The organism is Cytobacillus sp. SAFR-174, assembly GCF_051964675.1.
GTDB lineage: Bacteria > Bacillota > Bacilli > Bacillales > Cytobacillaceae > Cytobacillus.
In genome coordinates this window covers 17005-43338 of sequence record NZ_JBQCMZ010000032.1, presented here as the reverse complement: position 1 = coordinate 43338, position 26334 = coordinate 17005, and the positions used below count along the sequence as shown (strand labels likewise).

30 protein-coding genes are annotated in these 26334 nt (G+C 42.7%); 16 read left to right on the top strand and 14 right to left on the bottom strand.

Annotated features, from left to right (window positions below; genetic code table 11):
• Positions 1 to 314: 314 nt before the first annotated feature.
• The 7 genes from mnhG to ACTHRG_RS22195 are packed head-to-tail and all read right to left on the bottom strand — an operon-like array spanning position 315 to position 6068.
• Positions 315 to 686, bottom strand: a complete 372-nt coding sequence (mnhG, locus tag ACTHRG_RS22225) for a monovalent cation/H(+) antiporter subunit G (protein ID WP_440232070.1) — start codon at positions 684 to 686, stop codon at positions 315 to 317.
• Positions 670 to 954, bottom strand: coding sequence for a Na(+)/H(+) antiporter subunit F1 (locus ACTHRG_RS22220; protein WP_035332019.1), 285 nt, complete (start codon positions 952 to 954; stop codon positions 670 to 672). Before ACTHRG_RS22220 ends, mnhG begins: the two co-directional genes overlap by 17 nt.
• On the bottom strand, positions 954 to 1430 hold the full coding sequence (locus tag ACTHRG_RS22215; protein ID WP_335691207.1) for a Na+/H+ antiporter subunit E: 477 nt from the start codon (positions 1428 to 1430) through the stop codon (positions 954 to 956). Before ACTHRG_RS22215 ends, ACTHRG_RS22220 begins: the two co-directional genes overlap by 1 nt.
• Positions 1431 to 1432: 2 nt before the next feature.
• Positions 1433 to 2926: a Na+/H+ antiporter subunit D gene (locus tag ACTHRG_RS22210; protein ID WP_335691206.1), complete on the bottom strand. Its 1494-nt coding sequence runs from the start codon at positions 2924 to 2926 to the stop codon at positions 1433 to 1435.
• On the bottom strand, positions 2919 to 3257 hold the full coding sequence (locus ACTHRG_RS22205; RefSeq protein WP_009331655.1) for a Na(+)/H(+) antiporter subunit C: 339 nt from the start codon (positions 3255 to 3257) through the stop codon (positions 2919 to 2921). Before ACTHRG_RS22205 ends, ACTHRG_RS22210 begins: the two co-directional genes overlap by 8 nt.
• Complete coding sequence (locus ACTHRG_RS22200; protein WP_335691205.1) at positions 3257 to 3679, bottom strand: Na(+)/H(+) antiporter subunit B; 423 nt, start codon at positions 3677 to 3679, stop codon at positions 3257 to 3259. Before ACTHRG_RS22200 ends, ACTHRG_RS22205 begins: the two co-directional genes overlap by 1 nt.
• Positions 3666 to 6068, bottom strand: a complete 2403-nt coding sequence (locus tag ACTHRG_RS22195) for a Na+/H+ antiporter subunit A (protein ID WP_440232069.1) — start codon at positions 6066 to 6068, stop codon at positions 3666 to 3668. Before ACTHRG_RS22195 ends, ACTHRG_RS22200 begins: the two co-directional genes overlap by 14 nt.
• Before the next feature lie 451 nt (positions 6069 to 6519).
• Here ACTHRG_RS22195 and ACTHRG_RS22190 point away from each other — a divergent pair, with 451 nt between their 5' ends.
• On the top strand, positions 6520 to 6738 hold the full coding sequence (locus tag ACTHRG_RS22190) for a hypothetical protein (RefSeq protein WP_335691202.1): 219 nt from the start codon (positions 6520 to 6522) through the stop codon (positions 6736 to 6738).
• A 43-nt stretch (positions 6739 to 6781) separates the two neighbouring features.
• Here ACTHRG_RS22190 and ACTHRG_RS22185 read toward each other — a convergent pair whose 3' ends face one another.
• Complete coding sequence (locus tag ACTHRG_RS22185) at positions 6782 to 7324, bottom strand: hypothetical protein (RefSeq protein ID WP_440232067.1); 543 nt, start codon at positions 7322 to 7324, stop codon at positions 6782 to 6784.
• A gap of 236 nt (positions 7325 to 7560) precedes the next feature.
• Here ACTHRG_RS22185 and kapD point away from each other — a divergent pair, with 236 nt between their 5' ends.
• Positions 7561 to 8181, top strand: a complete 621-nt coding sequence (kapD, locus tag ACTHRG_RS22180) for a 3'-5' exonuclease KapD (protein WP_440232066.1) — start codon at positions 7561 to 7563, stop codon at positions 8179 to 8181.
• 39 nt (positions 8182 to 8220) lie between these two features.
• Here the strand turns inward: kapD and ACTHRG_RS22175 are convergent, their stop codons facing one another.
• Positions 8221 to 8601: a kinase-associated lipoprotein B gene (locus tag ACTHRG_RS22175; RefSeq protein WP_440232065.1), complete on the bottom strand. Its 381-nt coding sequence runs from the start codon at positions 8599 to 8601 to the stop codon at positions 8221 to 8223.
• 122 nt (positions 8602 to 8723) lie between these two features.
• On the opposite strand from ACTHRG_RS22175, the gene ACTHRG_RS22170 reads away from it, so the two are divergent.
• The 5 genes from ACTHRG_RS22170 to ACTHRG_RS22150 all read left to right on the top strand — a co-directional run bounded on the left by ACTHRG_RS22170 (position 8724) and on the right by ACTHRG_RS22150 (position 11935).
• Positions 8724 to 9455, top strand: coding sequence for a peptidylprolyl isomerase (locus tag ACTHRG_RS22170; protein ID WP_440232064.1), 732 nt, complete (start codon positions 8724 to 8726; stop codon positions 9453 to 9455).
• A 75-nt stretch (positions 9456 to 9530) separates the two neighbouring features.
• Positions 9531 to 9740, top strand: a complete 210-nt coding sequence (locus ACTHRG_RS22165) for a hypothetical protein (RefSeq protein ID WP_035332039.1) — start codon at positions 9531 to 9533, stop codon at positions 9738 to 9740.
• Positions 9741 to 9888: 148 nt separating this feature from the next.
• On the top strand, positions 9889 to 10452 hold the full coding sequence (locus ACTHRG_RS22160; RefSeq protein ID WP_076258191.1) for a superoxide dismutase family protein: 564 nt from the start codon (positions 9889 to 9891) through the stop codon (positions 10450 to 10452).
• Positions 10453 to 10550: 98 nt separating this feature from the next.
• Complete coding sequence (locus ACTHRG_RS22155; RefSeq protein WP_035332043.1) at positions 10551 to 10925, top strand: PH domain-containing protein; 375 nt, start codon at positions 10551 to 10553, stop codon at positions 10923 to 10925.
• A gap of 89 nt (positions 10926 to 11014) precedes the next feature.
• Positions 11015 to 11935: a nuclease-related domain-containing protein gene (locus ACTHRG_RS22150; protein ID WP_335691196.1), complete on the top strand. Its 921-nt coding sequence runs from the start codon at positions 11015 to 11017 to the stop codon at positions 11933 to 11935.
• 418 nt (positions 11936 to 12353) lie between these two features.
• Here ACTHRG_RS22150 and ACTHRG_RS22145 read toward each other — a convergent pair whose 3' ends face one another.
• Positions 12354 to 13523, bottom strand: coding sequence for a MalY/PatB family protein (locus tag ACTHRG_RS22145; RefSeq protein ID WP_335691194.1), 1170 nt, complete (start codon positions 13521 to 13523; stop codon positions 12354 to 12356).
• Between the two features lie 114 nt (positions 13524 to 13637).
• On the opposite strand from ACTHRG_RS22145, the gene ACTHRG_RS22140 reads away from it, so the two are divergent.
• Positions 13638 to 13898, top strand: coding sequence for a DUF1871 family protein (locus ACTHRG_RS22140; RefSeq protein ID WP_440232060.1), 261 nt, complete (start codon positions 13638 to 13640; stop codon positions 13896 to 13898).
• 39 nt (positions 13899 to 13937) lie between these two features.
• Here the strand turns inward: ACTHRG_RS22140 and ACTHRG_RS22135 are convergent, their stop codons facing one another.
• Positions 13938 to 14780 (bottom strand): alpha/beta hydrolase, encoded by an 843-nt coding sequence (locus tag ACTHRG_RS22135; RefSeq protein WP_440232059.1) that lies wholly within the window; start codon positions 14778 to 14780, stop codon positions 13938 to 13940.
• A 176-nt stretch (positions 14781 to 14956) separates the two neighbouring features.
• Between ACTHRG_RS22135 and ACTHRG_RS22130 the strand changes: the two genes are divergently transcribed.
• Both ACTHRG_RS22130 and ACTHRG_RS22125 read left to right on the top strand, forming a co-directional pair.
• Positions 14957 to 15460, top strand: coding sequence for an Lrp/AsnC family transcriptional regulator (locus ACTHRG_RS22130; protein ID WP_440232058.1), 504 nt, complete (start codon positions 14957 to 14959; stop codon positions 15458 to 15460).
• On the top strand, positions 15460 to 16635 hold the full coding sequence (locus ACTHRG_RS22125; RefSeq protein ID WP_440232057.1) for an aminotransferase: 1176 nt from the start codon (positions 15460 to 15462) through the stop codon (positions 16633 to 16635). The genes ACTHRG_RS22130 and ACTHRG_RS22125 overlap by 1 nt, the downstream gene beginning before the upstream one ends.
• Positions 16636 to 16739: 104 nt before the next feature.
• Here ACTHRG_RS22125 and ACTHRG_RS22120 read toward each other — a convergent pair whose 3' ends face one another.
• Positions 16740 to 17108, bottom strand: a complete 369-nt coding sequence (locus ACTHRG_RS22120) for a helix-turn-helix domain-containing protein (RefSeq protein ID WP_076258196.1) — start codon at positions 17106 to 17108, stop codon at positions 16740 to 16742.
• Positions 17109 to 17387: 279 nt separating this feature from the next.
• Between ACTHRG_RS22120 and yugI the strand changes: the two genes are divergently transcribed.
• The 3 genes from yugI to ACTHRG_RS22105 all read left to right on the top strand — a co-directional run bounded on the left by yugI (position 17388) and on the right by ACTHRG_RS22105 (position 19964).
• Complete coding sequence (gene yugI / locus ACTHRG_RS22115) at positions 17388 to 17786, top strand: S1 domain-containing post-transcriptional regulator GSP13 (RefSeq protein ID WP_035332058.1); 399 nt, start codon at positions 17388 to 17390, stop codon at positions 17784 to 17786.
• 243 nt (positions 17787 to 18029) lie between these two features.
• Positions 18030 to 19457, top strand: a complete 1428-nt coding sequence (gene nhaC / locus ACTHRG_RS22110) for a Na+/H+ antiporter NhaC (RefSeq protein WP_440232055.1) — start codon at positions 18030 to 18032, stop codon at positions 19455 to 19457.
• A gap of 141 nt (positions 19458 to 19598) precedes the next feature.
• Entirely contained in the window at positions 19599 to 19964 is a 366-nt protein-coding gene (locus ACTHRG_RS22105; protein WP_440232054.1) for a group I truncated hemoglobin, read from the top strand.
• A 63-nt stretch (positions 19965 to 20027) separates the two neighbouring features.
• Here the strand turns inward: ACTHRG_RS22105 and ACTHRG_RS22100 are convergent, their stop codons facing one another.
• Positions 20028 to 21449 carry a sigma-54 interaction domain-containing protein gene (locus ACTHRG_RS22100; protein ID WP_440232053.1) on the bottom strand — a complete coding sequence of 474 codons (1422 nt, stop codon included), beginning with the start codon at positions 21447 to 21449 and terminating at the stop codon, positions 20028 to 20030.
• 218 nt (positions 21450 to 21667) lie between these two features.
• On the opposite strand from ACTHRG_RS22100, the gene pruA reads away from it, so the two are divergent.
• The 3 genes from pruA (at position 21668) to ACTHRG_RS22085 (ending at position 25931) form a co-directional block, all read left to right on the top strand.
• Complete coding sequence (gene pruA / locus ACTHRG_RS22095; protein ID WP_440232052.1) at positions 21668 to 23215, top strand: L-glutamate gamma-semialdehyde dehydrogenase; 1548 nt, start codon at positions 21668 to 21670, stop codon at positions 23213 to 23215.
• 121 nt (positions 23216 to 23336) lie between these two features.
• Positions 23337 to 24536: an ornithine--oxo-acid transaminase gene (locus ACTHRG_RS22090; RefSeq protein WP_076263568.1), complete on the top strand. Its 1200-nt coding sequence runs from the start codon at positions 23337 to 23339 to the stop codon at positions 24534 to 24536.
• Between the two features lie 150 nt (positions 24537 to 24686).
• A complete protein-coding gene (locus ACTHRG_RS22085) occupies positions 24687 to 25931 on the top strand; it encodes a Glu/Leu/Phe/Val family dehydrogenase (RefSeq protein WP_335691209.1) in 1245 nt (414 codons plus the stop codon).
• 68 nt (positions 25932 to 25999) lie between these two features.
• Here ACTHRG_RS22085 and ACTHRG_RS22080 read toward each other — a convergent pair whose 3' ends face one another.
• Positions 26000 to 26233 carry a DUF378 domain-containing protein gene (locus tag ACTHRG_RS22080; protein WP_048012022.1) on the bottom strand — a complete coding sequence of 78 codons (234 nt, stop codon included), beginning with the start codon at positions 26231 to 26233 and terminating at the stop codon, positions 26000 to 26002.
• Positions 26234 to 26334 lie beyond the last annotated feature (101 nt).

Sequence of the window (26334 nt, the reverse complement as noted above, 5' to 3'; positions counted from 1 at the left end):
GCCCTATGGAATATAGAACTAAAGCCGCTTAAATCATTTTTATTATTTCTACTGTCTACTTGACAGGGGGCAGTTCATTTCTCTTGCGGTTTTCCTATTTATCGCAGTCTAACGGGCAGTAAGACCCCCACTTCAAGACTCAGAGGAATCAAAGGAGGATAAGCGGGTCAAACAGCCCCTAAAGGCCCAAAAGAAGGACAAAGACTAAGAACGCCACATCCTGTGGCAACGTCTTTGTGACCCACTTCCTGTGGGCCTCAACTAACAATCAGCGGGGAGAAAAGCACTCCCCACTGACTGATTGAAGTTTCACTTTATGATTGTTCCTTGCTGTTTGTCTTCTTCATATGTGGTGCATCTTTCAAGTCATCCTGTACACTTTTATCCCATAGCTCTACACCGGAGTTATAGGCTGCCCGGGCAATTAAATGCCCGGCTACAGGTGATGTCATGAAGATGAATATAATTCCGAGCAGCACTCTGGAATTGAAAAAGCCATCTTTAACATAAAAGAACAGCAGGGCTCCAAGCAGTATGGACATAACCCCCAGTGTAGCGGACTTTGATGCCGCATGGTTCCTGGTATAAATATCAGGAAGCCTGATAACGCCATATGCAGCGACAAGGCTTAAAAAAGCTCCCAGAATAATCAGCACAATAATGACAATATTAGCGATCTCGTTCATTTTCGATAATAACCCCCTTCTCCAGATATTTAGAGAAGGCCACGGTCCCTATAAAGGCAAGAATCCCGATCAGAAGGATAACCTCCACAAACGCACTTGTATTAAGGGCGATAGAAATCAATGCAACAATTGCAACAAGATTTATGCCAATAGCATCAAGTGCAACAACACGGTCTGGCGTGGTCGGCCCTTTAATCACTCTGTAGATCAAACCGATGGTGGCAGCCGAAATGATAAGGATGGCACTTAGAACAACAGTATTCAGCATTACCGGCTCACCTCCAAGATTGCTTTTTCAAACGAATTCCGGATAGAATCAATGGTTTCCTCTGCATCTTCAATATCGATTGCATGAATGTAAAGAATCTTATTATCCGGGGAAACATCTACAACCAATGTCCCCGGAGTCAGTGTGATCAAATTCGCTAGCACTGTTATTTCCCAGTCCTTTTTCAGAACAGTGGGGTAGGCGAAAATGCCTGGCCGCATATCAAGTTTGGGTCTTAACAATACTTTAAGCACGCCGATGTTCGCTAAGATCAGCTCTTTGATGAAAAGAAACAAAAGATTGATTACCGCTACAACTCTTAATAGATAAAAGCGTGAATCGAAAAATCTTCTGAAAGTAAAGATGATGAGCAGGCCAAAAAGGTATCCTTTAAGGAACGCAACCGGTTCGTATGATCCTGTTAAAAACATCCACATAAACCCAAGGAACACATTTAATAATATTTGAAATGCCATACTCAATACTCCTTTAAAACTGCTTCAATATATATTTCCGGATTTGCAAGAGTTTCAGCAGCCTGTAAGATATACGGATAAACAAACTCCGAGCCGGCTCCGTAGAAAACGGCAATGATAACAAGGATTACCGGGGCAATCAACATTTTGCCGACAGGCACTTTGGCTTCCTCTTTATAGGCGCGAGGTGTACCCCAAAAGCCATTAATAAAGACTTTCATGATTGAAAACAGCACAAGAAGACTGGACATTAAAACAATCCCTGCTCCCCAGTAATGTTCTGCTTCGAATCCGCCTTTAACAATTAGAAGCTTTCCAACAAACCCGCTTAATGGAGGGATTCCCGCAAGAGCAAGCGCTGCGATGAAAAAGGTCCATCCCAGACCGGGATAGCGCTTGATCAGCCCGCTTATATTATGCAAATTACTTGTCCCGGTAATTGCAATCATGATGCCGGCAAGTAAGAATAGAGACGCCTTAATAATCATATCATGAATCAAATAGAAGATGGACCCGGTAAGGGAATCAGTCGTCATAGCTGATACTCCGAACAAAATTACCCCTACAGCAATGATGATATTGTAGATGATGATTTTCTTAATATCCCAGTAGGCAATTGCCCCAATGACTCCGGCGATGATCGACATAATAGCCAAAAAGCTTAAGAGCTGATGGGTAAAGCCAGTATCGTGATAAAAGAACAGCGTATAGGTTCTTGTAATAGAGTAAACTCCGACCTTTGTCAGCAGCGCTCCGAATAAAGCCAAAACAGGAGCAGGCGGTGCATAGTAAGAGCCTGGCATCCAGAAATATAAAGGAAAAATGGCGCCTTTCAATCCAAATACGATTAAAAATAGTACAGCAATCACTGTAATGATTCCTGGGGGATTCCCTTGGCTTGCTTCGCTGATGCGGACTGATATATGCGCCATATTAAGCGTTCCTACTACAGAATAAAGATAGGCAACAGCTATAACAAACAGAGCGGAAGATATTACATTCACAAGGATGTATTTAATGGACTCCCTGAGCTGTGCCTTCTTTCCGCCTAATACAAGCAAAACATACGAAGCCATCAGCATAACCTCGAAAAATACGAAAAGGTTGAAGATATCCCCTGTTGTAAAGGCACCGTTTACGCCAACAATTAAAAAGTTGAATGCAGCATAATAGTAAAACTTCTCTCTGGCTTCCCCGATGCTCCAAAATGAATAAATCAGACATAGAAATGCGATTATACTGGTTGTAAGCACCAGCAGAGCTGACATCATGTCAGAAACAAGCGTGATCCCAAACGGAGCCTCCCAGCTTGAAACATCCAGCGTTTGGATCCCGCTGACTCGGACCTTTTGAACCAGCAGGGCTGAGAAAATGATCGCAATCACTGATGAAATGCCTGCAATCCACCTTTGCAGCATGATTCTTTTAGAAGCGAAGATGAGAAGGACACCTGTAACTAAAGGGATCAGGATGGGCAATATTAAAAAGTTAATCATTTCCTTCAGTTCCTCTCATTCGATCCATATTATCAGTGCCAAGCTCCTGGTAGGCACGGTATGCCAGAACCAGGAAAAACGCAGTGACCCCGAAGCTGATTACAATTGCCGTCAGGATAAGTGCCTGGGGAATCGGATCGGTATAGGGTGCTTTTTCACCCAGCAGCGGGGCAGATCCTGTTTTTAAACCGCCCATCGTTAATATCAGCATATGTGCCCCATGACTTAAAAGCCCGGTTCCGACAATAATGCGCAGCAAGCTTTTTGACAGCATGAGATAAGTAGCTGACATAAATAAAATTCCAATTACGAAAGCCATTAATATTTCCATTATTCATCCTCCCCTATCGTTTGAATAATGGTCATCGTAACGCCAACAACAACCAGAAAAACACCAAGGTCAAACAGTGTAGCTGTATGGAGGGAAGTGTCCCCCAGAACTGGCAGGTCAATATGTCCAAAGGCATGGGTAAGGAAAGGGACATTAAATAGCAATGCTCCCGCCCCTGTACCAATTGAAAAAAGCAGTCCCACTGCAATCATGTGAATATAATTGACAGGAAGGATCTTGGAGACAGTTTTCATGTCAAAAGCCAGAAGCAGCAGCACGATTGCCCCCGATGTCAGCAAACCGCCAACGAATCCGCCGCCCGGTGTATAGTGGCCGGCAAAAAAGATATGGACAGAGAAAAGAACAATGAGAAACAAAACTACTTTCGTAGCAGTCTGCAAAATAATATCATTTGTTTTCATTTTTCTTTCCTCCTTCCAGGCGAAGTTTAATCATAGCGAAAATTCCAAGAGCTGCAATTCCAAGAACCGTAATTTCAAACATGGTATCAAAACCACGGAAATCAACTAGAATAACGTTTACCATGTTTTTGCCGGCTGCTTCCTTATACGTATTCTCGACGTAATATTGCGCAATGGAAGGAAACATCTTATTGCTGTGGGCAGATAAGGCAATCATCGTGACAATCGCACCTACCCCTACAGAAATAATGGCGTTCGTCATTTTAAATCCCATCCGCTCTTCATGCCGGAGCTTTGGAAGATGGTAGAATGCAAGCAGGAACAAAGAGACAGAAATAGTCTCGATTACAAGCTGTGTTAATGCAAGATCAGGGGCCCTGAAAATAACAAAGAACAATGAAACGGTATATCCGACCGCCCCCAGCAGAATGATGGATGTCATTCTGGATTTTACAAAAAGAATGGAAATAGATGCAGCAGCGATGACTAATGCCAGCAGAACCTCCGCATAATGGATGGTTGCCACATCGCTCGTATCGAATTTAAAAGCATCTTTCAGAACCAGTGTGGCAGCCAGAGAAACAATGAAAAATGAAAAAATATACACAAGATAGGTTCTGATGAATCCGTTCATATACAATCTTGTTAAGTTGAAGGAAGCCCTCTGTGAAACTTCCAGCATAGAATCGTAAAAGCGATTCAGAGCCAATTTCTCAGGAAACAAATTATACACACTTCTCCACTTCGGCAGAGTGACAAAAAGCAGAATTCCCAATGTAATAACACCTAAAGTCATGAACAGTTCAGGCGTTAATCCATGCCAGAAATAAATATGAGTATCATACACATACCCTTCAACAGGCATGATGGCTGCCTGTGCCGGGGAGATTAGCGTGTTTGAAATAATATTAGGGAAGAAACCGATAATGATTACTAGTGAAGCCAGGATAATGGGTGAAATCAGCATCCCGATTGGAGCTTCATGCGGTTTCTTTTCTAATTGTTCAGGCTGGAACTTGCCTGTGAACGTTTTGAATACAAGAATCATACTGTAAATAAATGTGAATACACTTGCCACCCAGGCAAGAACAGGGAACAAGAATCCCCATGTTTCCAAATTGAAAATATCCATTTCCAGAACACGGACCATTCCTGTAAAGAACATTTCCTTACTTAAGAATCCATTAAAAGGCGGAAGCCCGGCCATGGAAAATGTTCCGATGATCGCCAAAGTAAAGGTAATCGGCATAAAGTTCATCAGACCGCCAAGCTTGCGGATATCACGGGTTCCGGTTTCATGATCGACAATTCCGGCTACCATGAAGAGACTTCCTTTAAAGGTGGCATGGTTGATCAAATGAAAAACAGCAGCTGTTGTGGCAACCGTAAAATAACTGTCATCGACTGTTTCGAAGTGAAGCGCTGCAGCGCCAATGCCGAGAAGGGACATGATCATGCCCAGCTGGCTGACTGTTGAGAAAGCCAGGATGGCTTTAAGGTCAGTCTGTTTGACAGCTGAAAAGGAACCCCAGAATAAGGTTGTAATGCCAACTCCAGCAATGAGCCAGAGCCAGAGCGAATGCTCAGCAAATACCGGACTCATACGTGCTACTAAATAAATGCCGGCTTTAACCATCGTTGCCGAGTGAAGATATGCACTGACGGGTGTTGGAGCTTCCATGGCATCCGGCAGCCAGATGTGAAATGGAAATTGCGCGGACTTGGTAAAAGCCCCAAGCAAAAAGCAAAGCAGAGCAGGAACGAATAATGAATGTGAAAATATCTCATCTGATCCATCGATAATTTCCGAAATGCTGAAAGTGCCTGTCATCAAATAAAGAAGGATGATGCCTCCAAGCATAGAAAGACCGCCGAAAACGGTGATGATCATCGACTTCTGTGCGCCATATCTTGATTTCTCTCTGTGGTACCAATACCCGATTAGAAGAAATGAAGAAAAACTCGTGAATTCCCAGAAAGTATAAAGCACAATCAGGTTATCAGATAGGACAACCCCAAGCATTGCTCCCATAAATAGAAGCAAGTAAACATAAAAGGTATTTAGTTTTTCTTTGTTTTTATCCAAATAATAGATGGAATACAGAACAACCAATGCCCCTATTCCGGTAATCAGCAAAGCAAAAAGCAAACCAAGACCGTCAACTTTTGCCGTGAAATCAATCCCCAGAGCGGGAATCCATGCAAAAGATTTTGTGACGGATTGCTGATTGGAGGTGATGGATAAATAAGAGATAAAATAACTGAATAAAAGGATTGGCAGAGGAAGTACGAACCAACCCGTATGTATCTGCCTGAACAGCTTGTACGCAATAGGCACAAGGATGGCAAGCAAAAATGGTGAAATTATTGCCAGGTGAAGCAAAGACAAAACATTACCCCCTTTAAATTAATTGCGAGTTATTCAACAGAGTATCCTATCAGGCAGCTTGATGAAGCCGCTATATGGGATCTAACGGTTCAGGATGGATATTTGGAATAATGTATTTTTCTTCCGCAGAATGTATAATCTTTTTCTGCAATTAGAAAGCGCTTAATAAAAGTTTTTCCACCTTCCCCCATAATATCCAGCCGGGCAGGCATGACAGTCGTGCCATATTCATCATTACTATCCGTTCATGCACCTCAGAACAAATTATAACCTAAAAAGAAAGTCTGTGCATTCTTCCAACCCTTATCAGTAAAGGATTTATCCTTTCTTATTAAATAGGTAGAAACACGAATGAATCAGGAAAAATTTTTTTGAAAAAATTTATCGAAAGAACGCATTTTTGTATAAAAAACCATTCATTCAAGCACACTACTTTTAGGTGGTGTTATGCATGATCAAACATAAAATTTCAGCAGCCATTACAATCTTTGCCCTGCTGTTTGCAGGCGCCTGGATATTAGACCATGAAACCAAAAGGGAATTCTATGTTCCGGCAGACGAAGAAGTGGTCGAATTAATACCGGCAAATAATGAAATGGAAGCTGGAGATAAACAAAAGCTGAAGGTATTTGAACCGAGAGAATATGTGAGGATACAGACAGCGTCATAAAAAAGAGAGGATGTGCAGCGGCTCATCCTCTCTTTCTGCTGTATTAAGTTTTACTGCGGCCGCGGTTTTGAAAAATCATGATGAATAGCGGAACCGTAATGATAAAGGAAAGGAAGAATAGGAAGAGTAACTTGGAGATAGGGGTAATGCTTTTTTCGATATCATCAACATACCGTTCAAAAAATTCCCTGATGGATTCATTGCCAAGCACATTGGATGCTGTCAGAAATTCTTTTTTGTCAAAATCATAGTAAAAGAAATCTTTTTTCTTAAATATAAATAAGTCATCCCGTTTTTGTTCCATTTCCAAAAAAACAATGCCGATATGGGAAGTATATTCCTCAATAACCTCTTCATTTTCTGATGTCTGCGGGTCATCGGCTGTAACGATCTTTGTTACCTTTCCCTGCATTCCGTATGCATCAATGACTGTAAAGGAGTTTTCGTTGTAATAATGGACTGTGCTGCGAAGCTGTTCTTCGAGTATGTCTTCAAACTCTCTTTCAGCATCGGCAGCTTTCGCAGGCATTAGGGATCCCACTGACAGTAGGACTGCAAATAAAAAACAGCATATTCCTTTTTTCATTTCCTGCCCCCTTTTTTCTATTTGTCTCTTAAATTACTAGAATATGGTTTATGTTTATGCCGAGAAGAATGGAAATATACAGCTTGCCGGGCGGTTATTCCATTAATAGAAAGCTAGATAAGGAGAGCGATGGAGAATTTCCGGCATAAAAGCAATTTGATCAGAAAATTGAAATATTTCATGCTATAATATAAGAAATTAAGTCCGTTAAATTTTAAGGGAAAGCAGGTGAAAACATGGGGGAGGAACATCAATACCTATTTATTGATTTTGAGTTTACCATGCCTGATAAAGGCAATGCTTTCAGAGGTTTTTTTCCGGAAATTATCGAAGCTGGCATCGTTTCTGTTATCAGCAATCAGGTTTGTGAAGAGTTCTCTTCATATGTAACTCCTGTCCGGTTTCCGCTATTGTCCGAGCGATGCAAATCCTTTCTGCATATATCACAGGAACAAGTAGACCAGGGAATGGATTTTCTTGAATTGGTCAAGAAAATGAAGGATATGAACAGAAATCGTTCCTGCACAATCGTTACGTGGGGAAATATGGATATGAAGGTGCTTAGAAATAATTGTATCCAGGCTGGAGTTGATTTTCCATTCAGGGGCAGGGAAGTGGACCTTTCAATGGAATATAAGCGATTCTTCGGGGACCAAAACCAGACAGGATTATGGAAAGCAGTTCAGGAATACGGCAAGGAAGGAACCGGAAAACATCACCGGGCTCTGGATGATGCCTTGACGACTTACAATATTTTCAGACTGGTAGAAAAGGATAAAAAGTATCTGCAAAAGCCGGAGCCTACGACAATTGGCGACCGGGTGGACTTCTCGAAGCTGTTTAATAAATTTGCCTGACAAGCCAAATCCATCAAAGCGATTTGGCTTGTATTCATTTTACTTAAAATAATCTTTCTCCAATGAGTCGAGATTTCTTATGCTTTGCTCAGCCCATGGAGAAGAATCTCCTTCCAGCTCCGTTCTCATTCTATCCAGTGCTATTTGCAGCGAATCCTTATAATCTGGTATTTCTTCTGCGAAGGGCTTTACCATTTGCTTAGGCACATTCGTCTGCTCTCTGAAAGCAAGCGCGCGGCGTTCATGAAAAAGCATCACGTCCGCTTCTTTAGGATTATGCAAATCGCCCTGCAAGGGATGCTTTAAGACCCCCAGCACTCTGACCAGATAATGCTGCGGCCGGATATCTGTCACTTCCCCGATATACTTGCCTGTTTTATAGATGGCTGTTACTTTGTCGCCTATCTTTACTTCTGCCAACCTAACCTCTCCTTTTTCATTTTCTTTAGCCCTATTATGAAGCTTGAAAAAACAAAGTGCAAATTTTCAATAAATCAGGTAAGCTAAAAAATGATTAGTTTTTTATAGGAGGCTGAAAAGTAATGAAATGGCGAATGTTAACTCCCATTCTAATTCTGATGTTTATCCTGTCAGCATGCGGGACAAGCACTGAAAAAGAAACGGACAATGCAAATGGCTCTGAGACTGAAGAAAAACAGACAAATAACCAGTCAAGTGAAACTCCGGACAATTTTCCGCAGCTGACTGAAGAAGTTCAGGGAAATGAAAGACTGGTGGAAATGCAGACATCAAAAGGGAATATTAAAATTAAACTTTTCCCGGACCAGGCCCCAAAAGCTGTTGAAAATTTCATTAAGCACAGTGAAGATGGCTACTACGACGGCTTGATTTTTCACCGTGTCATTCAGGACTTTATGATTCAGGGCGGCGATCCTGAGGGAACCGGCATGGGCGGAGAAAGCATTTACGGTAAAGCATTTGAGGATGAATTCTCCAATGAACTCTATAATATTCGCGGAGCTTTATCAATGGCGAATTCCGGTCCAAACACAAACGGAAGCCAATTCTTTATTGTTCAGAACACGACACTTGATCCAAGCCTGAAAGAACAAATGGAAAAGGCAGGCTATCCGGAAGAAATCATTAAAGCTTATGAAAAAGGCGGTACACCTTGGCTTGACAATAAGCACACCGTTTTTGGACAGGTTGTTGAGGGAATGGATGTAGTCGACAGCATTGCAGCGGTTGAAACAGCCGAACAGGACAAGCCTGCAGAAGATGTGGTTATTGAAAAGATCGAGGTATTGAAATAAGTTCATTGGACTGTGCAATCATTGCTGATATAATAATTTAATGGACACTGCTTTTAGCAGAAAGGATGGATTAGAATGCTGCAATGGTATGTACTGTCACTGTTTTTGTATTTTCCTGAAGATAAATCAGAATACGGCCCGGCAGCTTTAACGTTTGCCATCTTCTTAATTGGGGCCATTCTTACCATGAGATTAATTATCCGTGTATCAAGGCGCGAAGCAGCCAAAGCGAAAGAGCTTGAAGAGCGCATTGACAGGCAAAATAGACAAGAGGGGAACAGCTGAGCGGCTGTTCTTCTTTTTTTGTAAGATCTAACTCCAGCACCTGCCCATCTGAGGGGAGGGATTGAGCGGAGCGATTGCGCTTTTCTTGTTTATTAATAAAGTGATTGGGCAACACTAAAGGCAAATTGTCTTGATGGAGGATTCAATCATGAGAAAAGCTTTGATGCTGGGTTTTGTTCTTCTTCTGTCCGGCTGCGGGGAAGAGAACATAACAAATACAGAAGTCGAAATGTATAATGCTGCAGGCGATTCATTAGGCATCATTAAGGTGCAGGAACAGGCTAGCGGAGTAAAATTGACCGGAGATTTGAGCGGACTGCCGCCGGGTGAGCTTGCTATCCATATCCATGAAGAAGCAAAATGCGAACCCCCTGATTTCAAATCCGCCGGGAATCATTTCAATCCTGACAATAAGGAACATGGCCTGCTTCACCCAAAAGGATCTCATGCGGGTGATCTTCCCAACCTGATTGTCGAGGATGACGGCAAAGTCAAGATTGATTTTATGGCGCCTCAGGTCACGTTAAAAGAAGACAAAACTTCATTGCTGACAAAGGAAGGGACCTCCATTGTCATCCATGACGGTCCGGATGACGGTATGACCCAGCCAGCAGGAGATTCCGGAGAACGCATTGCCTGCGGCCGTATTTCAAAAGATAAAAAAGAAGAAGGGCAGAAAAAAGCACAGGATGATCAGTCAACAGAAGAATAAATAAGTGAAGGCTTTCCGGGAAGGGAAAGCCTTTATCACTGGGAATTTTTCCGGACGATCCGTATAATGGAGTTAACCTTATAATGGAGGTTGGTTAAATGGGAATTTTCGATGGCTTTATCGGCAATGCCTCTGAAGCGGACATTAAGGAGGTTCAGGACGAGTTTTCAGCCGTCCTTGCTCCAAGTGAACAGGTTGAAAAAGCCTACAGGCTGGTCCGTGATTTATTCATTTTTACAAACAAGCGCCTGATTCTGGTGGATAAGCAGGGAATCACAGGGAAAAAAATCGAGTATCACAGTATCCCTTATAAAAACATTACCCATTTTAGCATTGAAACCGCAGGCAGCTTCGATCTGGAGGCCGAATTAAAAATTTGGATCTCAGGATCAGACGAACCTATTGAAAAGCATTTTAATAAAAACTTGAACATCTACGAAGTGCAGAGCGTGCTTGCTGAATATGTACTGTAAATCCCCTTGCTTGAAGCGCGAGGGGATTTTACTTGTGAGTGTGGGAAAATTTTCATAAAATGAAATTAATTCAATACGAGAGGTGAAATATGAATAATAGACCCCGTTTCGAACCACGGGAGCTGGAATTGCTCCGCAACCTTTCACGCCGTCTTGAGCTGCCTTTGAAAGATGAAAATCAATTTCTTTTTTTAGAGAAGGGCTATGCAGGCGAGCTTCATTTTGACAGGGAACTTCAGGACTTCTCTGACTCGTTCATCATTCTAAAAGATCTCCTGCTGGAAAGCAGCAATACCCACTTCCAAATCGATACCCTCCTTATCGCCGGCGGCACTCTTTTTGTCTTTGAAGTGAAAAACTACGAAGGTGACTATTGCATAGAAAGTGAAAGATGGTACTCCCTTCCGTCCAAAACAGAAATAAAAAATCCCCTTCTTCAGCTGCAGAGATGCGAAACACTATTGCGAGGACTCCTAAAAGGACTCGGCTTTCATCTTCCCATTAAATCTCATCTGATATTTATCAACCCCGGCTTTCAGCTGTATCAGGCTCCACTAAATATTCCCGCCGTATTTCCTTCACAGCTAAAACGATTCCTTGAAAAATTAAAAAATACTCCAAATCAGGCAAAATCCAGAAACATGAAGCTGGCTGAACAGTTGAATGCACTCTGCCTGAAAGAAAATCCCTACATGCGAATTCCAGAATACAACTATACTCAATTGCGAAAAGGAATTCCGTGTGATTCGTGTTCTTCGTTCTTGACCCCCTTTACACAAGGTTACTTAACGTGCGGGGAATGTGGTTTGAAAGAAAAGGCAGACACTGCGATACTGCGTTGTGTGAAAGAATTTAGGGTGCTGTTTCCATATAAAAAAATTACTACAAATTCAATAGTTGATTGGTGCGGTGGTGTTGGGTCCGGGAAGACTGTGCGGAGGATACTCAGTAAGAAATATTTAATACAGGGACATGGAAAGTATTCTTATTATATTGAAAAGCAGGATTGAAGCATGAGGAGATTATGAAGCCGATTATGGAGAACCAGAGAAGAAAATGGTCGCCATGAAGGGTTCATGAGGCCGAAAATGAGGGCCCAGAGAAGAAAATGGTCGCCATAAAGGCTTTATGAGGCCGAAAATAAGGAGCAAGAGAAGAAAATGGACGCCATGAAGGACTCATGAGGACGAAAACGAGGAGCAAGAGAAGGAAATGGTAGACATAAAGGGTTCATGAAGCCGAAAACAAGGAGCAAGAGAAGAAAGTGGTCGCCATAAAGGCTTCATGAGGACGAAAACAAGGGCCCAGAGAAGGAAATGGTCGCCATAAAGGGGGCAATAGGGCCAAAAAACGAGACCAAGAGAAGAAACGCAATCTCCACACACACACCAAAAAAAGCACGGCTCCTAGCCGTGCCTCCACATACTATCACTCAAAAGCCCGCTTCAGCCTATCCAGTCCCTCCGCCAATACTTCATGCGGGCAGGCAATGTTCATCCGGACGAAGCCTTCACCGCCCGGGCCGTATTTCGGGCCAGGCTCCAATGCGAGTTTCCCTTTTTCCAAAAGCCTTTGGCGCAGTTCGGCATCACTTAATCCCAATCCGCGGCAATCCAGCCATAGAAGATAGGTGCCGTCCGGCTCCATCAGGCGAATACCGGGAAGGTGCTCACCAATAAATTCAGCTGCTGTCCGTTTATTTTCAGCGAGATAATCCATCAGACCATCGAGCCATTCTTCGCCACGTCGATAAGCTGCCTCCATGCCGATGATGCCGAAGGCCGACAGCGTAAAGAATCCTTGCTTGTGCTGTTCTGCCTGGAATGCCTTTCGCAGCTTCTCATTGCTAATAATGGCAGCTGAAGCTTGAATCCCTGCAAGGTTCCAGGTTTTTGTCGGAGCTATGCAGGTGACCGTAATGTCTGCAAATTGTGGATCCATTGAAGCAATGGGATAATGCTTATGGCCCTTATAAATTAAATCAGAATGGATCTCATCGGAAAGAATAAGGCAATTATATTTTACACAGAGCTCCCCTATTTTCCTAAGTTCCTCTTCTGTCCACATGCGGCCGCCCGGATTGTGCGGATTACATAGGAGGAATAGTTTCACTCCTTCTTTCAATTTGTCTTCAAAATCGGCAAAATCAATTTCGTACCGGCCGTTCTCGAGCTTCAGCTGAGAATTAACGACTTTGCGGCCATTCTGTTTAATCATTTCAAAGAAAGGAGTATATACGGGAGACTGAAGCATTACTTTCTCCTCTTTTTCCGTAAAAGCCTGGATCGCAGTTGCGATGGAGGGAACCACTCCGGTGCTGTATAAAATCCACTCATTATTGATTTTCCAGCCATGCCGCCTGTATAGCCACTGCCCAATAGAGTCTGCGGTTGAATCAGGAGCAAACGTGTATCCGTAGACTCCATGAGCTATTCTGTCCTCTATGGCTTTCTTCACTTCCTCTGGTGGCTGAAAATCCATGTCCGCTACCCACATCGGCAATACATCGGATCTGCCGAAAACCTCCCTGGTCCGATCCCACTTAACAGAAGCTGTATTTTCCCTGCTGATTTTTTGATGGAAATTAAAACGATCCAACTCTGTCACCGCCTTTAGAATTCTTTTATGTATCCTGACTCTATGATATGATATTGATGCTAAAAATTAAAATATTGCGGCTTCATTCAGCCGAATAATAATCAGGTGATATAAATGGAAATTCAGCAAACAAATCTTTTGCTAGTTTATACACTGGATCAATGGGATCCGTTTGGAGTTGGGCCAGGCAACTATGACACTGAAATTGCGGATTCAGTTCAGGCAGTCCATGATCTGGATGATCAGGTGAAATTAGCCAGGAAGATTCAATCCATATATGAATTTTCCTTTGAGGAAGTCATTCCATTGGAAAATTGCAAAGAAATCTCCGGGCGTCTTCTTGAAATCAAGAATAATGGCTCCTGTGCTATGTAAAGTGAAAAAAGGCAGCTCTCGTCCCGGGGGCTGCCTTTTTTATCTGCACACCTGAACGGAATTTACAAAAGTCCGGATGTGCTTAAGAACATCTTCCGGCCGCTCTTCCGGCACGAGATGACCGGTATCTTTTAATACCACCAGTTTGGAATTCTTTAAATCTTTATTCAGCCGTTTCCCGATATGAAGCGGAACGACCCTGTCATGTTCTCCCCATATTAGAAGGCACGGTGTTTCTATTTTCTTCAATGCAGCGGCAGGCATATCGCCTTCCCTGTCGCGAATCATCCTGGTTAAGGCTCGGAAAATATCGTCTTCTAAAAAGGGCGACAAATAGCCATAGAGCATTTCATCATCAATCATGGAATGATCGTAGACAACATTTTTTAAATTCTGTTTTACCCCTGAGCGCTGAAGATATAATTTCACATACAAATGAAAGAATGGTATGTAGCTTGAAAAGATAATATGAGGCTTCATTCGTTTCATATATCCGGAACTGCACAGCAGTACGGCCTGGTCAACCAGATCAGGCTTGGAATGTGCAACATTTAAAACAATCTGTCCCCCCATGGAATGACCTATTAATGTGACCTTTTCAAAGCCCAATTTTTCTGATAAGCGGATAACCGTATCAGCCAGGTTTTTATAGGAGTAGACGAACTGCTGGGATTTCCCGCTTTTGCCGAAGGGCGGCAAATCCATCGAAACCACATTGAATTCCGTTTGCAGCAGAGGGATCAGCCTGCGAAAGCTAAAGGTGGATGAAAGAAAACCGTGCAGCAGAACCAGGGTATTCCTGGAGGACTCATGTTTATAGTATTCATAATAAACATCTGTTCCATTAATTGGCTCTGTTCCTGAAAATGTCGCTCGTTCCATGGGCCTTCCCCCTCCTAGACTCAGTTTCACAGTATTTTCCCCTTAATCTTAATCTTGACACATATGATTTTAAAGAAATTAATAAATAATGAAAGTGACACAATTATTTTTCGAAGTTTTTGCTATAATGGAACTATTTTATAGAGTAAATCACTAAAGGATGGGAGCGACAAGTATTGAAATTAACTGAAAAGCAAATCGAAGTTCTTGAGATTTTAGAAAATAACAGTGCGCGAATCCCTGTTGAAGACATTGCGAAAATGGCTCAATTAAATGTGGCGGAAACTGAAACCATTTTAGATAAGCTCGAGGAAATGAAAGTGCTTGTGCGTTTTAATTCTGTTATTGACTGGTCAAAGGTGGATGGCCAAGAGGGAGTTACCGCTATGATTGATGTGAAGGTCGCTCCAAAGCGGGGGGTAGGATTCGATGAAGTTGCACAGAGAATTTACCGTTTCAAAGAGGTGAGGTCTGTCTATCTAATGTCCGGCGCCTATGATCTTTCTGTCATCATTGAAGGCCGTTCCATGAATGAGGTAGCCCGATTTGTATCAGAAAAGCTTTCGACTCTCGATTCCGTCTTGTCGACAACAACACACTTTATTCTAAAAAAATATAAGCATGACGGCACTATTTTTGAACAAAATGAAGATGACAAACGAATTGTGGTGTCACCGTAATGAAGGGAACAAAGTCTTATTTATCCAAAACGGTAGAAGAGCTTAAACCTTCCGGGATTCGCCGCTTTTTTGACCTTGCTGCAGGAATGGAAGGAGTCATTTCCCTTGGGGTGGGTGAACCTGATTTCATCACACCCTGGTCAGTGCGTGAAGCAGCCATCCTTTCACTTGAGCAGGGATATACCTCTTATACGGCTAATGCCGGGTTAATGGAGCTGCGGGAGGAAATTGCAGATTATATGCAGGAAAGCTTCGGAGTTTCTTATTCACCCCAAAATGAAATTATCGTTACGGTGGGAGCGAGCCAGGCATTGGATATATCTCTAAGGGCAATCCTTGATCCGGGTGATGAAGTAATTGTGGTTGAACCAAGCTTTGTTTCCTATGTTCCCTTAGTAACACTGGCGGGAGGTGTGCCTGTTCAGGTCCAGACTTTAAAGGAGAATGGGTTTAAGATTATGCCTGAGCAGCTGCAAAACGCAATAACCGGCAGGACTAAAGCCATTATGCTTTGTTCGCCCAATAATCCGACTGGAACAATGTTATCCGGAGATGAACTGAACGCAATTGCACAAATAGCTGAAAAGTACGACTTGCTGGTTCTTTCTGATGAAATATATGCAGAGCTTGCTTATGATGATGAGTATACGAGTTTTGCCGCCATCAGAGAGATGAAGAAAAGAACAATCTTAATTTCGGGATTTTCAAAGGGGTTCGCCATGACTGGCTGGAGATTAGGGTTTGTCTGTGCTCCTGAGGAGATCTCGCAGGCTATGCTGAAAATTCACCAGTATGCGATGATGTGCGCACCTACGATGGCGCAGTTTGCTGCACTTGAAGCCTTGAAGACTGGCAGATCCGATGTCGAGGATATGAAAAAGAGCTATAAGCGCAGGCGGAATTATTTTGTTCAGTCTCTAAATGAACTGGGGCTAACATGCCATATGCCGGGTGGAGCCTTTTATGCTTTCCCATCAATTGAAAGTACCGGGCTTTCTTCTGAAGAATTTGCAGAAAAGCTGCTGCTGGAGGAAAAGGTAGCGGTCGTGCCAGGCAATATTTTTGGCGAAAGCGGGGAAGGCCATGTGCGCTGCTCTTATGCCACTTCCATGGAACTTCTGCAGGAAGCGATTAAGAGAATTAGCCATTTTGTAAAGCAAAATCAGAAGGCATAAAAAAAGGACAATCCACAACAGATTGTCAACTTCAAAAAGGGGGGGAATACTAGAAAGCCTTATACTTCAAGGCTAACCAGTATTCCCTTTTTTTATACTCCCTTTTATAAAACTTTTTGATCATATTTAATTTCATATAGCATTTGCATGACACGCAGGAAATCTTCCTCACTGAATTCCTTAGCCTTCCGCAAGATAAGCTTTGCTTTTTTTGTGCCAATTTCACGCACAAGCTGTTCGATTTCATAATCGATTCCTGACTGGCCCTTCTGCAGTTCCTGTTCAAGCAGTTCGGAAGCTGGAATATCCAGGGCTGTTGAGATTCTTAAAACAGTCTGTGTATCAGGGATCTGATCTCCATTTTCGTATTTTGCAATCGTACCCGTCCCCACTCTCACCTTTAATGCGAGCTGCTGCTGGGTCATGTTTGCACGTTCGCGGCAAGCTTTAATGTTATGGCCTATATTTGACATATCCATCACTCCCGTTAACAATTTCTTCTATCTATATTTTATCATGGCAAACGTAAGATCCTTTTTGTACTTCATGAACATTTAGTTAACAAACAAATAGAATGTCTACATATTGTTTCCGGATTGTTTTATTATAATGAATGACAGTCTGTGATTCCTTATGGCATAAAAATGTCTGGGGTTTCCATTTGAATTCCTTTTGATATTTTGATCAAGTTGTGATATAATTTCTTATTGCGTATAAAGAGATAAAATTTGAATTTAAATAGGAGTGTTTTCATGTCTGAGAAAATCGAAGTAGGCAGTGTTATTACAGGAAAGGTAACGGGTATTCAGCCATATGGTGCGTTCGTAGCATTAGATGAGAATACACAGGGATTAGTCCACATTTCCGAAGTGACTCATGGTTTCGTAAAAGATATTAATGAGCATCTTAAAGTGGGCGATGAAGTAAAAGTGAAGGTTCTTTCTGTTGACGAAGCAGCAGGAAAAATCGGTTTATCAATCCGTGCAACAGAAGAAGCGCCACAAGCAGAAGCGAAAGCAAGAAAGCCTCGCAAGCGCCAGGCAGCTCCAATCAAAATGGAAGACGAATCTGCACAGGGATTCAATACACTTAAAGATAAGCTTCAAGAGTGGATTGACCAGTCCCAGCGCGAGGATCTTATTAAGAAGTAATAAAAATGAAAACCGGGTTTTGCTGCCCGGTTTTTTATTTTTTATTTGATGCAAAAAATATTTGCTTTTGTATGCAAAATGAGCGGGCGCTCGACAATATATTTTGCATGCTTACCTACATAAAACCGAGAAAAATTAAATTTTTTTACGGTAAATAGTCTGAAAAATATTAGAATTTTATATCTTGGCATTAATCTTGCAATAGTTTAACCACAGACGTGTAACTTTAAAAGGAGGAACAATATGAAAGAAACAACAGGAAAGAAAATTCCCTTCTGGTTTGCAGTGCTGCCGCTGCTGGTAATGATTGCTGCAATGATTATTACGATTGTTAAGTTTGAAGGGAGCCCGCATGTGCCTTTAATTGCCGGAACAATTGTATCCGCTTTCATTGCATGGCGTTTTGGCTATAAATGGAACGATATTGAGGAAGGCTTCTATAAAGGCATTAAGTTAGCGCTCCCGGCAATTCTGATTATTATAATGGTCGGTTTGACAATTGGCTCCTGGATTGGCGGAGGAATTGTAGCGACCATGGTCTTTTACGGATTAAATCTAATGACTCCATCCATGTTTTTAGTCTCAATTTGTATTATCTGTGCCATTGTCACTCTGGCAATCGGAAGTTCATGGTCTACAATGGGAACCATTGGCGTCGCCGGAATGGGAATTGGAATCAGCATGGGTATTCCGGCTCCAATGGTGGCGGGAGCTATCATCTCAGGCGCCTATTTCGGAGATAAAATGTCACCGCTGTCAGATACGACTAATTTGGCTGCAGGAATTACTGGTACAGATCTTTTTGAACATATAAAACATATGTTTTACACAACCCTTCCAGCGCTGGCCATTGCCATTATTGCTTATTGGTTTTTGGGAAGGCAATTTGGCGGAGATGATTTGAATAATGATAAAATTTCTGGTGTTATGAATGTTTTATCGGAGAACTTTGTCATCTCCCCTTGGCTATTATTGGTTCCTTTAATTGTTATAGGATTAGTGGCAAAAAAAGTGCCTGCATTGCCCGCGCTTGCTATTGGTGTTTTCCTTGGCTGGCTTTGCCATATTTTTGTACAGGGAGGCGCTGCAGGGGATGCTGTGAATACACTCCAGGGCGGGTTTTCGATTGAATCAGGAAACACAATGGTGGACGAGCTATTTAATAGAGGCGGCATTGACGATATGATGTATACTGTGTCCCTTACGATAGTGGCGATGGCATTTGGAGGAGTTATGGAGCAGACCGGGATGCTAAAAGCCATTGTTGAACAGATCCTGAAATTGGCCCGTTCAGCAAGGAGCTTAGTAGCCACTACCGTGCTATCTGCTTTCTTTACCAATGTAGCCGCTGCAGAGCAGTACATTTCCATTCTGCTGCCGGGCAGAATGTACACACAGGCATTTAAGGATAAAAATCTGCAATCTAAAAATCTTTCGCGGGCCCTTGAAGATGGAGGTACCGTCACGTCCGTTTTTGTTCCTTGGAATACCTGTGCGGTGTTTATCATGTCAACTCTGGCGGTTCATCCATTTGAATATGCACCATACGCGATTTTAAATTTCACTGTGCCGATTCTGGCTATTATCTTTGCGATGCTTGGCTACAAAATAACATTCATGAGTGATCAGGAACGAAAAGAAATGGAAGAGAAAGATCAATTAGCTTCTTAAATCTCATGCTCCGTGCCCACGGAGCCTATTTGTTTTTTTGAAAAGATAATGGGGTAAAGGTAAATTGTTCCTGACTGTACTATTTTTGAATAGGAACTGTCAGTCAGCAAAGAATATAGTTTGTTGAAAGGAGAGATAAATATGGCAGAGCAGACACTTTACGAAAAAGTAGGCGGCGGAGAATCTATTAAAAAGGTTGTCGATTATTTTTACGAGGAACTGGTATTGAAGGATCCGACCGTCAATCAGTTTTTCGAGCATACCGATATGGTAAAGCAGAAACGCCATCAATCCAAGTTCATCAGTTATGCTCTGGGAGGGCCGAATCAATATTCAGGCAATTCCATGGCAAAAGCACATGAGGGCATGAATCTGCAGCCGGAACACTTTGATGCGATTGCCAGGCATCTGCATGATGCACTTGCGCATTTTGGAGTGAGTGAGCGAGATATCGATGAAGCATTGACACGTGTAGCAGCGCTTCGGGATGATATTATATACAAATAAGCTCCCAGTGGGGAGCTTTTCGTTTTTTACTCGATTTTTGGCAGGTCCTCACGCCGGATTCACTCAGCTGTTTTCTTTCCTGACTCCGTACTTCCTCAGCCTATATTGCAGGTTTTGCCGGCTCATGCCAAGGGATTTTGCGGCTTGGGTTATATTATTGCCATGGTGTTTAAGGACTTTCTTTAGATAGTAGGTTTCAGCTTCCTGTATATATTGTTCAAGTGATTTAATAGGCTTGTTTTTCTGAATCAGCAAATCCTCCAAATGGCCGGTTTCGTTCGGCTCCTCCTTGAATTGCGGCTTATTCCGGAAATGAAGAGGCAAATGCACATAGCTGATGGTTTCTTCCTGATCAATCAGATTCATGGCTCCTTCGATAATATGCTCCAATTCCCGTACATTGCCCGGCCAATCGTATTGCTCGAATTTGCTCATTACTTCTTCATCGATTTCCGCTACATTCATTCCAAAGAGCTGATTGTATTTTTCTATGAAAAATTGTGCAAGATCCCGGATATCCTTTCTTCTCTTTCGCAGAGGCGGAATGAAGAGGGAAACAACACTCAGCCTGTAATATAAATCTTTTCGCAGGCGGTCTTCTGAGATAGCATCAATCGGGTCTTCGTTAATGGTTGCTATAATTCTAACATCTACTGTCCGGTCTTTCGTATCACCAACCCTGCGGACCGTTTTTTCCTGTAAAACTCTCAATAGCTTTGCCTGCAGGGATGGATTAAGTGAATTAATTTCATCAAGCAGCAAAGTCCCGCCATTTGCCTGTTCAAACAATCCAGGCCTTTCAATGGAGCCTGTAAATGCACCTTTTTTTGTGCCAAATAGAAGACCCTCTATCAGACTGTCTGGAAGAGCAGCGCAATTTTGAGAGATAAATGGTTTTGAAGATCGGCTGCTGCCATTATGGATGCTTTGGGCAAAGAGCTCTTTTCCTGTACCGGTCTCTCCGATAATCAGGACAGAAGAACTTGTCCGGGTTGCTCTTTTGCTCGCTTCAACCACTTCATTGATCTCGTCGCTTGAGCCAATTATACTGTCGAAAGTATAGCGGGTGTCGCCCCGTTTATTCATATTTTCTCTGATCAGCTTTTCAAGCTTGGTCACATCACGTGCGATTTCCATAGCGCCAATCTGTTCGCCATCTTCCATAATTGGAAAAGTATTATTGATCGTGGTGATTTCCTGCCCCTTATTGTTAAAATAGGTTTGTTTGGCATTTTTAATTTTGCTGCCATTTTTGAGCGCCTGAAGTAAGGTGCTGTCTTCGTCCTGGTTGAAAGAAAACACATCCAGAAGATTTTTATCCAATACATCTTCATAATCCATGCCTTCTATTTGAGCCATTTTTTTATTGTAGAAAGTTGTTCTTCCTTCCTCATTCACTACATGGACACCAACATCAATTTCATCTAATATCCGCTGAAAGATCTTGTTGTTTAGTTGGAGCTGTTCAATTTCCCTGTGATTCATTGTAATCTCCTTCACTCGGCAGTTTATTCAATAGTATATATTTAATTGAATATATGCAATGAAAATTTGCACCAGAAACTATTAGTATTTCAAAAAGAGCAAAAAAATTTTGCTTTCAACTTATAAGAACTGTCATTTATCAGCTTTTTATATTTGGCACATTTCTTGCATTATTAAATGGTGGATGAAAAACGAATTTATTAAAGGGGGATGGCATCATGGTACAGCCGTACAAACATGAACCTTTCACAAATTTTAAAACAGAAGAAAACCGTGAAGCGTACTTACAGGGATTAAAAACAGTCGAAAGCTATTTAGGACAAGACTATGACTTATTAATAGGCGGAGAAAGAATTTCCACTGAAGATAAAATTGTATCAATCAATCCTTCTAATAAAGAAGAAGTAGTGGGCCGTGTTTCAAAGGCAAACCGCGAGCTTGCGGAAAAAGCGATGCAGGCTGCTGTGGAAGCATTCAAAACATGGAGAAAAGTAAAGCCGGAAACACGCGCAGATGTTTTATTCAAAGCTGCTGCGATTATCCGCCGCCGCAAGCATGAGTTTTCTGCCCTATTAACGAAGGAAGCAGGAAAGCCTTGGAACGAGGCAGATGCTGATACTGCGGAAGCGATTGACTTCCTTGAGTACTATGCACGTCAAATCTTAGAAATTAAAGACGGTGTTCCAGTCAACAGCCGTCCGAATGAATATAACCGTTATGACTACATTCCATTGGGAGTGGGCATCATCATCTCTCCTTGGAACTTCCCGCTTGCAATCATGGCCGGCACAACTGTTGCTGCGATCGTGGCAGGAAACACTGTTCTATTAAAGCCAGCGTCTACAACACCGGTTGTGGCTGCGAAATTTGTTGAAGTAATGGAAGAAGCAGGCCTTCCAAAGGGCGTTCTGAACTTCGTGCCTGGCAGTGGGGCAGAAGTGGGCGACTACCTGGTTGACCATAAAGATACCCGCTTCATCTCATTCACAGGATCACGCGACGTGGGTCTTCGCATCAATGAGCGCGCTTCTAAATTAAACGATGGCCAAATCTGGCTGAAGCGCGTAATCGCGGAAATGGGAGGCAAGGATACAATCGTTGTCGACAAAGAAGCTGACCTTGAATTGGCGGCGACTTCCATCGTGGCTTCTGCATTTGGATTCTCAGGCCAGAAGTGCTCTGCCTGCTCCCGTGCGGTTATCGTAGAAGATGTATACGATCAGGTGCTTAACCGTGTGGTTGAACTGACGAACGAATTAACGCAGGGCAACCCTGAAGACCAAAGCAATTACATGGGTCCTGTCATCGACCAGGGCGCATTTGACAAGATCATGAGCTATATCGAAATCGGCAAAGAAGAAGGCAAGCTGATGACAGGCGGAGAAGGGGACAATTCAAAAGGCTTCTTCATCAAACCGACTGTATTCGCTGACCTTGCACCAGACGCGCGCTTAATGCAGGAAGAAATCTTTGGGCCGGTCGTTGGTTTCACAAAGGCAAAGGATTTCGACCATGCGCTTGAAATTGCCAACAACACAGAGTACGGCTTAACAGGAGCTGTGATCACACAGAACCGTGAACACATCCAAAAAGCGCGTGAAGATTTCCATGTTGGAAACCTATACTTCAACCGCGGCTGTACAGGTGCGATCGTTGGATACCAGCCATTCGGCGGATTCAACATGTCAGGAACAGACTCCAAAGCAGGCGGCCCTGACTATATCCTGCTGCACATGCAGGCAAAGACGACTTCTGAAATGTATTAAAATCTTTAAAGCATGTATGGGATATTTAATATCCTGTACATGCTAAAACCTTAAATAGTTTAAAGAAGAATAGCTTAACGTTACAATAGAAAGGACTATTCTGAAAAAGGAGGAATTTTAATTGACTGAAGCGACAAAATCAAAATCACTAATTGAACAAACTGAAAAATACGGTGCACACAACTATCATCCGCTGCCAATTGTTATTTCCAAAGCGGAAGGTGTTTGGGTGGAAGATCCTGAAGGCAATAAATATATGGATATGCTAAGTGCTTATTCGGCTGTAAACCAGGGGCACCGTCATCCAAAAATTATTCAGGCGCTGAAGGACCAGGCAGATCGTGTAACATTAACCTCACGTGCTTTCCATAACGATCAGCTTGGACCATGGTATGAAATGATCTGTGAACTGACAAAAAAAGAGATGGCACTCCCTATGAACACAGGAGCTGAAGCAGTCGAAACGGCAATCAAAGCTGCACGCCGCTGGGCTTATGACGTAAAAGGGGTTGCAGATAACCAGGCGGAGATCATTGCTTGTGTCGGAAACTTCCATGGCCGTACAATGACAGCGGTTTCCCTTTCTTCAGAAGAAGAATATAAGCGCGGATTCGGACCAATGCTTCCAGGCATTAAGCTGATCCCGTACGGAGACCTTGACGCTCTTAAAGAAGCAATCACTGAGAATACGGCAGCTTTCTTAATTGAGCCGATTCAAGGTGAAGCTGGAATTGTGATTCCTCCAGAAGGCTTCTTGAAAAAAGCATTTGAAACTTGCAAGGAGAACAATGTATTATTCATTGCAGATGAAATTCAGGCAGGTCTTGCGCGTTCCGGTAAAATGTTTGCCTGCGAATGGGAAGATGTGGATCCCGATATGTACATTTTAGGGAAAGCGCTTGGAGGAGGAGTATTCCCGATTTCGTGTGTGGTTGCGAATAAAGATGTTCTTGGGGTATTTAATCCAGGATCCCATGGTTCAACATTTGGAGGAAATCCAATGGCTTGTGCGGTTTCAGTTGCTTCCATGGACGTATTGGTTGAAGAGAAGCTTGCAGAGCGCTCGCTTAAGCTGGGTGAATATTTCATGGGCAAATTAAAAGAAATTAATAATCCTGTCATTAAAGAAGTGCGCGGCCGCGGCTTATTTATTGGTGTTGAGCTGAATGAGCCGGCACGCAAATATTGCGAAGAGCTTAAAGAACAAGGTTTGCTTTGCAAAGAAACGCATGACACGGTTATTCGCTTTGCCCCGCCTTTAGTCATTTCTGAAGAAGAGCTTGATTGGGCAATAGAAAGAATCAATAAAGTATTAAGCTAATACAAATTTACGGACAGTTGGCCCCTGTATCTGAATTTGTGATGCAGGGCCTCTGGTTATGGATTATTGCTGTAATTTTCCTAAATATTAAAATCAAGAGGTGCCATGATGGGAGCTGCAGGAGTAGCTGGGAAAGTATCTGAACAAAAAATGGAAGAGTCTTTAAATTTATTTACTTCAACCCAAGTTGTGATCAAGGAAGCTTTGAACAAGCTCGGCTATGGGGATGAGATTTATGAGCTGCTGAAAGAGCCGCTGAGAATGCTCACAGTAAGAATTCCGATAAGGATGGATGACGGATCGATAAAAATTTTTACCGGCTACAGATCACAGCATAATGATGCGGTGGGACCGACAAAGGGCGGTGTCCGTTTTCATCCTGAAGTAAATGAAGATGAAGTAAAAGCATTATCCATGTGGATGAGTTTAAAGTGCGGAATTGTGGATCTTCCTTATGGAGGAGGGAAAGGCGGCATTATTTGTGATCCCCGTTCCATGTCAATGGGGGAGCTGGAACGCTTAAGCCGAGGCTATGTTAGGGCAATCAGCCAGATCGTTGGCCCTACAAAAGATATACCTGCTCCGGATGTTTATACGAATTCACAGATCATGGCCTGGATGATGGATGAATACAGCCGCCTCCGTGAGTATGATTCTCCCGGATTTATCACAGGCAAGCCTCTTGTTCTCGGCGGGTCACAAGGAAGGGAAAAGGCTACTGCACAAGGGGTAGTGATCTGCATCGAGGAAGCTGCGAAAAAGCGCGGCATTTCCATTGAAGGAGCACGTGTGGCTGTTCAGGGATTTGGAAATGCAGGAAGCTTCCTGGCAAAATTCATGCATGATGCAGGCGCTAAAGTGGTCGCCATTTCAGATGCCTATGGTGCTCTATATGATCCGAATGGACTGGATATTGATTACCTTCTTGATAGGCGCGATAGCTTTGGAACGGTAACGACCCTTTTCGATAACACTTTGACAAACGAAGAATTGCTTGAACTTGATTGCGATATCCTGGTTCCTGCGGCTGTTTCCAATCAGATTACCGCTGCAAACGCTCATAATATTAAGGCTTCCATCATTGTAGAAGCAGCAAATGGCCCAACCACTCTTGAAGCTACAAAAATTATTTCAGACCGGGGAATCCTGCTTGTTCCTGATGTTTTAGCAAGCTCAGGCGGTGTAACCGTATCCTATTTCGAATGGGTGCAGAACAACCAGGGGTACTATTGGACTGAAGATGAAGTTACAGAAAAGCTTAAAAAAGTGCTTGTTCAGGCTTTCGATAATGTTTACCAGACTTCACAGCAGAGAAAGGTAAATATGCGTTTAGCTGCTTACATGGTCGGCGCAAGAAAAATGTCTGAAGCCTCCCGCTTCAGAGGCTGGGTTTAATCCGGTATATATATACTGATTCATTAAAAAAATCCTTGCACTCAACGTGCAAGGATTTTTTGCATATATTAGCGGGTTGGCCTAGTTTCAGGTTCTCTTTCCAGTTCTTCATTCGGTTTGAAGAGAAGGCCAAGGTTGATTAGGCCGGCGATGCCTACAAGGCCATATATGATTCTTGAAAGGGCTGAATCCTGGCCGCCAAAAATAGCTGCCACAAGATCAAATTGGAAAAATCCGATTAAACCCCAGTTTATAGCGCCAATAATTGTTAGAACCAGTGCAATACGCTGTATGCCACTCATGATGTTTCCTCCTTATAGTATAGGTTCACTATTATGTTGCTGCACGGAAATAAAAAATATTCATCTTAATATTCGTTAAGGGCCATAATGAAAAGGAGGCC